Source organism: Pedobacter sp. UYEF25 (assembly GCF_054061655.1).
Genome location: NZ_JBSSEL010000011.1, coordinates 152,933 through 161,195, shown reverse-complemented (window position 1 = coordinate 161,195; position 8,263 = coordinate 152,933). Strand labels below are relative to the sequence as shown.

Annotated in this window: 7 protein-coding genes; 4 read left to right on the top strand and 3 right to left on the bottom strand. The window is 38.0% G+C overall.

Features of this window, described 5'->3' with window-relative positions; translation table 11 throughout:
* Positions 1-174: 174 nt before the first annotated feature.
* From ACVWYG_RS12080 to ACVWYG_RS12070, 3 genes are all read right to left on the bottom strand, one after another.
* Positions 175-1,407 carry a serine hydrolase domain-containing protein gene (locus tag ACVWYG_RS12080; RefSeq protein ID WP_457270478.1) on the bottom strand — a complete coding sequence of 411 codons (1,233 nt, stop codon included), beginning with the start codon at positions 1,405-1,407 and terminating at the stop codon, positions 175-177.
* A gap of 68 nt (positions 1,408-1,475) precedes the next feature.
* Positions 1,476-2,027, bottom strand: a complete 552-nt coding sequence (locus ACVWYG_RS12075) for a cupin domain-containing protein (protein ID WP_457270477.1) — start codon at positions 2,025-2,027, stop codon at positions 1,476-1,478.
* 238 nt (positions 2,028-2,265) lie between these two features.
* A complete protein-coding gene (locus tag ACVWYG_RS12070) occupies positions 2,266-3,555 on the bottom strand; it encodes an aminopeptidase P family protein (protein ID WP_457270476.1) in 1,290 nt (429 codons plus the stop codon).
* A gap of 167 nt (positions 3,556-3,722) precedes the next feature.
* On the opposite strand from ACVWYG_RS12070, the gene ACVWYG_RS12065 reads away from it, so the two are divergent.
* The 4 genes from ACVWYG_RS12065 (at position 3,723) to recG (ending at position 8,129) form a co-directional block, all read left to right on the top strand.
* Positions 3,723-5,114 (top strand): OmpA family protein, encoded by a 1,392-nt coding sequence (locus ACVWYG_RS12065; protein WP_457270475.1) that lies wholly within the window; start codon positions 3,723-3,725, stop codon positions 5,112-5,114.
* A 69-nt stretch (positions 5,115-5,183) separates the two neighbouring features.
* The gene (locus tag ACVWYG_RS12060) at positions 5,184-5,372 is read left to right on the top strand and encodes a DUF6728 family protein (protein ID WP_457270474.1); all 189 of its coding nucleotides are present in this window, start codon (positions 5,184-5,186) and stop codon (positions 5,370-5,372) included.
* Between the two features lie 21 nt (positions 5,373-5,393).
* Positions 5,394-5,771 carry a RidA family protein gene (locus tag ACVWYG_RS12055; protein WP_457270473.1) on the top strand — a complete coding sequence of 126 codons (378 nt, stop codon included), beginning with the start codon at positions 5,394-5,396 and terminating at the stop codon, positions 5,769-5,771.
* Between the two features lie 252 nt (positions 5,772-6,023).
* Positions 6,024-8,129 (top strand): ATP-dependent DNA helicase RecG, encoded by a 2,106-nt coding sequence (recG, locus tag ACVWYG_RS12050; protein ID WP_457270472.1) that lies wholly within the window; start codon positions 6,024-6,026, stop codon positions 8,127-8,129.
* The last annotated feature ends 134 nt before the right edge of the window (positions 8,130-8,263 follow it).

Here is an 8,263-nt window from a genome sequence, read left to right as displayed (position 1 = left end):
TTTTTCTGCATCGGTAAAATCTTTACCTGCTTTTTGAATCATATTTTTGCCCATATTTTACACTTTTTTGTGTAAACCTATTCTAGGACAAGACAAATGACCCGACCCTTGCGCAGCTTGGGGCACGCCCAAAATGTTTAAAGCTGTTTGTAATTGCGCTTAAATTTCTCGATTCTAATCCTCATCGGCACCTGGCAACCCGCCGTCTCCTCTGTAAGCGCCTTTTCTAATAATTGGCATATCCAAGTGTTTGTACAAATCATCCAAATGCAGCAAACTACCATTGGTTAAATTCCCTAAAAAAATCACGACGATATCTTTGCTAGTGTCTCTTATATAAATGTGCCTAAAGCCATGCCACCAACCAGTATGGTAGATGACCTGATCCATGTTTTTCCCCTCAAAAATTCTCCAGCCATACCCATAGTTAAAATGGCCGTTAACTGCTTTATTGCGGCCGACATATGCAGAATCTAGTGTGCTTGGCTTTAATAAACGCCCGTTCTTCAAGTATTTATCAAAAAGCAGCAAATCATGCACGGTACTGTAAATTCCTTTGTCCCCGACTGGGCCATCTAAAAAGTTTTGGGCAACTGAGTATTTAAATGTTCGATCGTGTCCAACCACATCTACTGGTATTTTTTCATATTCAGATTTACTGTAGACGTGCGTGTGTTTCAATCCGGCAGGTTTGAACACATGGTCCATCATATATTGTGAATACCGCTGCCCAGTAACTTTCTCTATAATGGCGCCAAGCACCATAAAGTTAGAATTGTTATAATGGAAGCGCACATTTGGTTTAATGTATGGATGGGGCTTTCTTTCTGCAATAATATCCATTACCTCTTTATTTGTAACGCCCTTTTTCATGTTGCGCTTTTCCTTCCTAAAAATATCGTCTATAAAATAAACGTAATTCATCATTCCGCTCCGATGGCTTAACAACAGTTTAACTGTAATGCCATCATAAGGAAAATTAGGATAGAACTTTTTTACATCATCATTTAAAGATATCTTTCCTTCTTCTACCAATTGTAAAATGGCAGTTCCGGTAAATGTTTTGGTAATGGATGCCAACTCAAATTCAGAGTTTATTTTTAAACTATCGCGGTGAAGATAATCTGCCCACCCAATGGCGGTTTGATAGAGGATTTTTCCCTTCTTCGCAACAAGTACATTGCCATTAAAACCATACTTTTTATGCAGGGTGCTTACAAAATCTGCTATCCACCTATCCGCTTTTGCAGGATTGTAGGAAATTAAAATACTATCCGCTTTATCATCTTCAACAGTCCTAATTTTGTTGTTTTCAGCAACTTTCGTTTCATCAGCTTTTTTGCCGGAACAAGAGGCGAATATAGTGGTTGAGAGGGCTAATACTGCAAATAAGTAACGAAAATTCATTTATGTGGGTAATGCTAAATTTAAAGCCCGAAAATTAAAGAATTTTGTTTCGTAAACTTTAAAGAGTTTTAAACATTTTGGCAATTTTGCTTATACCAACATTCGAATAAATGTCCTTTACGTCCGTAAACCGGATCATTATCTGGCTGCGGTACATTTTCGATTTCCTTTTTCGCTTCCGCAAATTCTTCATGTGTTCCACGGCGTAGATTATATTCGGCCCCCTTTGGGTAAGCGCCCACTACTTTAAAATCTGTACTAGCGCTTAGGCTTTTGTGTGCAACGCCTGCGGGGATAACCACCACATCTCCTTTATCTAATTCTATGCTCACACCATGTTCTCCACCAAACTGCACTTCTGCTTTGCCAGAAAAAACACCCAAAACCTCATGCGTATTGCTATGGTAATGATGGAAGTCAAAAATCCCATCTATCCACGCGTTGCTATACCCATTTTGTGCAAAAAGAGTTTTTATTGCCTTTTCAGTTTCATTTGGATGGATCAGCAATGCGCCTTTATACACCATTAATGGATATTTTGCGTTGTTGGGAAAGTTTCCGTTTTCCTCTAAAATATGCGAAACCAAATAGGCTTCCTGTATTAATTTTTCTTTGTCCATGGGATATACATTTTAGGCATAAACAATGAAACCGGCAAAGGGTTTATCCTTGCCCTAAAATGTTAATCGGGTAAGCTGATTTAAATTTTTAAAAATCGCTTTATCTGCAGCTCTTGACTGTATTAAAGTTTGAAGCGAGATCAATCCTCTAAACCTTTTTGATGGGATAGAGATCTAAGCCCAGAGATGCCAAGAGCAAATTTGACATAAAATCTGAAAGTGAAGCAGCAACCAGCACTTAACTATTCATTATGTCTTCAATTTCTTGAAGCTCTATGGGAATGTGTGCCATCAAGTCTATAGTTCCATCTGCAGTAATCAACAAATCGTTCTCTAACCTTATACCTAAATTTTCTTCAGGAATGTAAATTCCCGGCTCTACTGTAAGAATATTGCCTGCTGCAAATGGCGTATATTTTCCTGCAAAATCGTGGACGTCTATTCCTAGATGATGAGACGTACCGTGCATAAAATATTTTTTATAAGCAGGCATATGTGGGTCTTGCTTTTTTACTTGTTCTACGGTCAAAAGCTTCAAATGAATGAGCTGCTCGGTCATCAGTTCGCCAACTTCCTCGTGATAGGTGTTCCAATTTGCACCTGCCTTCAATAACTTGATAGATTCTTTCATCACATGGAGCACCGATAGATACACCGCAGCTTGTCGGGGAGAAAATTTTCCATTTACAGGAATAGATCGACTCATGTCTGCATTATAGTTGGCATACTCTGCTCCAAAATCAAATAAGATCACATCGCCGCCCTTACATACTCTGCTATTGTCATTATAATGAAGGATGGTAGCATTATAGCCCGAGGCGATAATTGGGGAATACGCATGTCCGGTAGCGCCCTGCCGGATAAATTCATGAATAATCTCTGCCTCGATTTCAAATTCTTGAACCCCTGGTTTAACAAATTTTAAAACCCGGATAAATGCATCTCTTGTAATGTCGCATGCCTTTTGAGTTAAACTCACTTCAACGTCCGATTTTATAACTCTCAACGCACGCATAATCGGAGCTGCCCGTTCAAAGCGGTGTAAAGGAAATCGGCTTTTCATCTCCCGAATAAATCTTATATCTCTGTACGGAACTTCGGAAACGGACCGATCATTTTCATTGGAATTAAGATAAATCTGATCTGCATAATACACAATGCTCTGCAAAACGGAATCGAAATCATCTAACCAAAAGATTGCTTTGATGCCCGAAGTTTCTGTCGCTTCTTCTTTTGTATATTTATAGCCTTCCCATACCTTAATGTGATCATTTGTCTGTCTTAAAAAAAGGACTTCTCTGTACAATGGATTAGGACAATCCGGAAATAATAATAGAATAGTTTGCTCTTGATCTATGCCCGAAAGGTAGAATAAATCGGCGTTTTGCTTAAAGATAAAAGCTTGATCACCACTTCGTGGAAACTCATCATTAGACTGGAAAACGGCCAAACTGTTGCTTTTAAGGGATTTAGCAAAGTTTTCTCGATTTAATATAAATAACTTGTTGCTGATGTTTTTCTGCTTCATGATGCTCTGGTGGGTGTTTTTGATGAAACTCAAATGTAATTAATACAACGCGAACTAAGAAATTTGGAACGGATTTTGTATAAATGTTTGAAAATTTAAAATTTTGTTTAATTTTGCATTTGACAAAAAGATTAACTAATTAGTATTTAACCCTTAAAAAAAAGATTATGAATTATTCTACTTTGAAGAAAGGACTAGTGCTTTCTTTAGTTGCAGCAACAGGAGTAGCTTCTCTTGCTTCAGCTCAAGATTCCACTGCAATGTCCTCTCCTATGGCGACTTCTATGTCGTCCTCAACCAAGGTATTTGGCGGAAGAGCCCAATACAGAACTTGGTCAATCGGTATTAACGGTGGCGTTTTAGCACCTGTTATTGCAATCGGTGGCGCAAACGATTTTAACAAATGGGACGTTAACTTGGGTTACGGATTAAATATTCGTAAGCAATTAGGAAACGCATTTGCGTTAGAATTGAATGGAGTTCGCGGAAAGCTTTCTGGTTCTAATGACAATTCAATTTACGGTGCTGGTTCTACTGCAAAATCATTTGAAACTCAACTTCAGTATGCTGCAGATTTACGTGGTGTTGTTAATGTTGGGTCTGTAGATTTCTTACGTCGTGAGAATTCTGTAGGTTTCTTCGTTACTGCTGGTGCTGGTTACATTGCTTACAACCCTGTTGTAACTATGGCAAACGGTTCTGTTGTTGATGGTAAAGGTAAACATGGTAGTGCTAACGGAAACAATTCTGTTGGTTCGACTGGTACTAAAGATTACATCCACTCTTTCTACATTCCTGTAGGTGTGGGAGTTAAATTTAAGGTTTCTGAGCGTGTTAACTTTAATTTAGGTTATACCATGAACTTCATGGATGAAGATAATTTGGATGGCGTTTATGCAAAAGGAACTTCTAAAGATAAATTCTCTTACGGTTATGCTGGTTTAGAATTCTCTTTAGGTTCGTCTTCGAAACCAAGTTTAGAATGGTCAAACCCATTGGCAACAATGTATGATGAATTGAAAGATCCATCTTTACGTCAAGAAGTTGAAGCATTGAAAAATCGTGTTTCTAACGTAGAAAAAGCTGTTGAAGATTTGAAAAAAGATTCTGACGGTGATGGTGTTTCTGATCAATTTGACAAGTGCCCAGGTACTCCTGCAGGTACAGCAGTTGACGGTTCTGGTTGTCCTCTTCCTGCAATGACTGCACCAGTTGCAGCCATGAGTAATGTAACTGGAATGGAATCTATTCAATTTGATTTTAACTCTTCAGTTTTGAAAACTGAATCTTACCCAACATTAGATAAATTGTCTTCTACATTACGTGAAAACGGTGGTAAAGTAACCTTGAATGGTTATGCTTCTAGCGAAGGTACTGCTGCATATAATATGAAGTTATCTAAAGACAGAGCTAATTCTGTTAAAACTTACTTAGTAAATTCTGGTGTTAATTCTAGTCAAGTGATGACTAAAGGTAATGGCGAAGCTAATCCAATTGCTTCAAACGATACTGAAGAAGGTCGTATCCAAAACCGTCGTGTTGAAACTGCTAGGAACTAATATTTGGTTTATAGTTTAAGAAAAGGTTCCGGAAATTCCGGAACCTTTTTTTTTATCTTCGATTTTTAGATGACATCTATTATTTTAAAAAATCAAAAGGTTTATTTAAATTTGACTATGTACTTCTTTAGGAAAAAAGACCCTAACCGGCCAACCAATATCAACCTGAAAATCATGCATTTTATAAATGCATTGGCAATTGCAGTTTTTGTCGCCGGGATTATTTTCAAATTAATTCAATGGCTAACTAAATCTTAATTTTCTAAATAATCTCAACTCGTGAAAAAAATAATACAAACATCAAACGCGCCCGCCCCTATCGGACCATATAGCCAGGCTGTCGCAGCAAACGGATTTCTTTTTGTGTCCGGTCAAATTGCTTTAAACCCAGAAAGTGGTGAACTAAATTTAACCACTATAGAAGAGGAAACTCATCAGGTAATGAGAAACATATCTGCGGTGCTCCTAGAAGCTAACTTAGGTTTTGAGAATGTAATTAAGACCACAATTTTTTTAAAAGATATGAATGATTTTTCTTCCGTTAACATTGTCTATGGAGAATATTTTTCAAGTCAGTTTCCAGCTAGGGAAACCGTACAAGTTGCTGCGCTTCCTAAGAATGTAAATGTCGAAATATCAGTAACTGCTATTCTATAATTACTCAATAAATGGCAAGTTAATTTCTCCATAGTTCTCGTCGCCATTCAAAAAGATTAATCTTTTCTTTAAAGATGTATTGACATGACTTAAAACGGTAGCAAATTTCTATTGCGAATTCGACAAAAATTTCTATTTCCTTTATTGAAATACATTGCGCTATGGACTTTTATTTGCTTTTAATAGAATCTATTTCTAATTTTAAACTTCTCTACGCCCTAAAGCTTAACATCTTCATTAAACCCTAGTAGTTTGCAAGATTCTATTTTAAGTATGCGGCTTGAGTTTTTAAAAGGGGTTGGTCCAACTAGGGCAGAGGCCTTGAAAAAGGAATTAAATTTAGCTACCGTAGAAGACTTATTAACTTATTATCCATTTAGATACATAGATCGCACAAAATTTTTAAAGATTAGTGCGCTCACTGCAGACACACCATATGTGCAGATTGTAGGCAGGATTTTAAGTAAAAACATTATTGGAGAGAAAAGAGCTAAACGTTTAGTTATTTCTTTTAGGGATGATACCGGTTTAATGGAACTTGTTTGGTTTCAGAATGTTAATTGGGTAAGCGATCAATTGGTAGTCGGGAGTGCCTACATCGCCTTCGGTAAACCAAACTTCTTTAATGGCTCGTTTAGCTTTTCACATCCGGAGATAGAGCCCTATCAACATGCCAAACAAATTCGAGGAAATGTCACCTTACAACCTGTTTACAGCTCTACAGAAAAACTCAAAAAGTTTAACCTAGATAGCAAGGGATTACAGAAATTAACGGTTTCTGTATTGGATAAGGCGCTTGCTCACATCGAGGAAAATCTTCCACAGCATGTGCTGAAGAAATATGGTCTTCCAGGTAGAAATTCGGCGCTCTTAAACATTCATTTTCCCAAGAATGAAGCAGACCTAAATGCCGCAACCAGAAGAATAAAATTTGAAGAGCTTTTTTTTATCCAACTTCAGCTCCTTAATGCCAAAAAACTTCGTCAACAAAAATTTAAGGGCGCAGTATTTGCTAAGGTCGGAGAGAAAGTTAATCAATTTTATAGCGAATATTTGCCGTTCAAATTGACCGATGCTCAAAAAAGGGTAATTAAGGAAATTCGTAGTGATACCCAGACCGGCGCTCAGATGAATAGGCTTATTCAAGGAGATGTGGGAAGTGGAAAAACGGTTGTGGCGTTAATGAGTATGCTATTGGCTATAGATAATGGCCATCAGGCTTGCATGATGGCGCCAACCGAAATTTTAGCCAGGCAACATTATATCTCTATTTGTGAACTTGTAGGTGATGATCTAATAAACGTCTCTATTTTAACAGGCAGCACTAAGAAAAGAGATAGAAGCTTACTGCACCAACAATTAGAAAAAGGAGAAATAGACATTTTAATTGGTACACATGCTTTAATAGAGCCCAAAGTGCAGTTTAAGAATCTGGGACTGGTGGTGATAGACGAACAACACCGTTTCGGGGTTGAACAGCGCGCAAAGCTTTGGCGAAAGAACTTTATTCCGCCGCACATTCTTGTCATGACCGCGACCCCCATTCCGCGTACACTCGCCATGACACTGTATGGCGATTTGGATGTGTCAATGATCGACGAGCTTCCTGCAGGTCGAAAGCCGATCGAGACCATGCATCTATACGAAAGCCAAAGGTTGAGAATGTTTGGGTTTATGAAGCAAGAGATTGAAAAAGGGAGACAAGTATATGTGGTCTATCCACTCATAAAGGAGAGCGAGACACTTGACTTAAAATATCTCGAAGCCGGTGTAGAACAATTGGGGTTTGAATTCAAAAGGCCCGATTATCAAATCAGCATTGTACATGGCCAGATGAAAAATGCCGATAAACAATTTGAAATGCAAGAATTTGTGGAGGGCAACCGTAACATTATGGTGGCCACAACTGTAATTGAAGTAGGCGTAAATGTTCCAAATGCATCCGTTATGGTTATAGAGAATGCAGAGCGCTTTGGGCTTTCGCAATTACACCAATTGCGAGGGAGAGTTGGAAGAGGGGCGGAACATTCTTTTTGTATTTTGATGAGCGGCAACAAGCTCAGTAACGAAGCCCGATTAAGGTTGGATACAATGGTTAAAACCAATAACGGCTTCGAAATTAGCGAAATCGACTTGCAACTACGAGGCCCCGGAGACATAACAGGAACACAACAAAGCGGCGTATTAAATCTAAAGTTGGCAAACTTAGCCATCGATCAGAATATTCTGATAGAGGCTCGTAAAACAGTTTTAGAACTATTTGAGGACGATCCGAGGTTAAATAAACCAGAGAACAGCTTGCTAAAAACATTTTTGCTGCAAAAATCTACAGGCATTTCTATGGATAAGATTAGCTGATTTAAACAAGACTTTTAGAAATAGGGTTAGTTGTGCCCAAGATCGAAAAAGGGAAATTTGGAGCATTTAAACGGAGTTTGAGTTAAATGTTTCAGGTGTCCTACATAAACGTTATGTCTTCTTTTTTATAATCT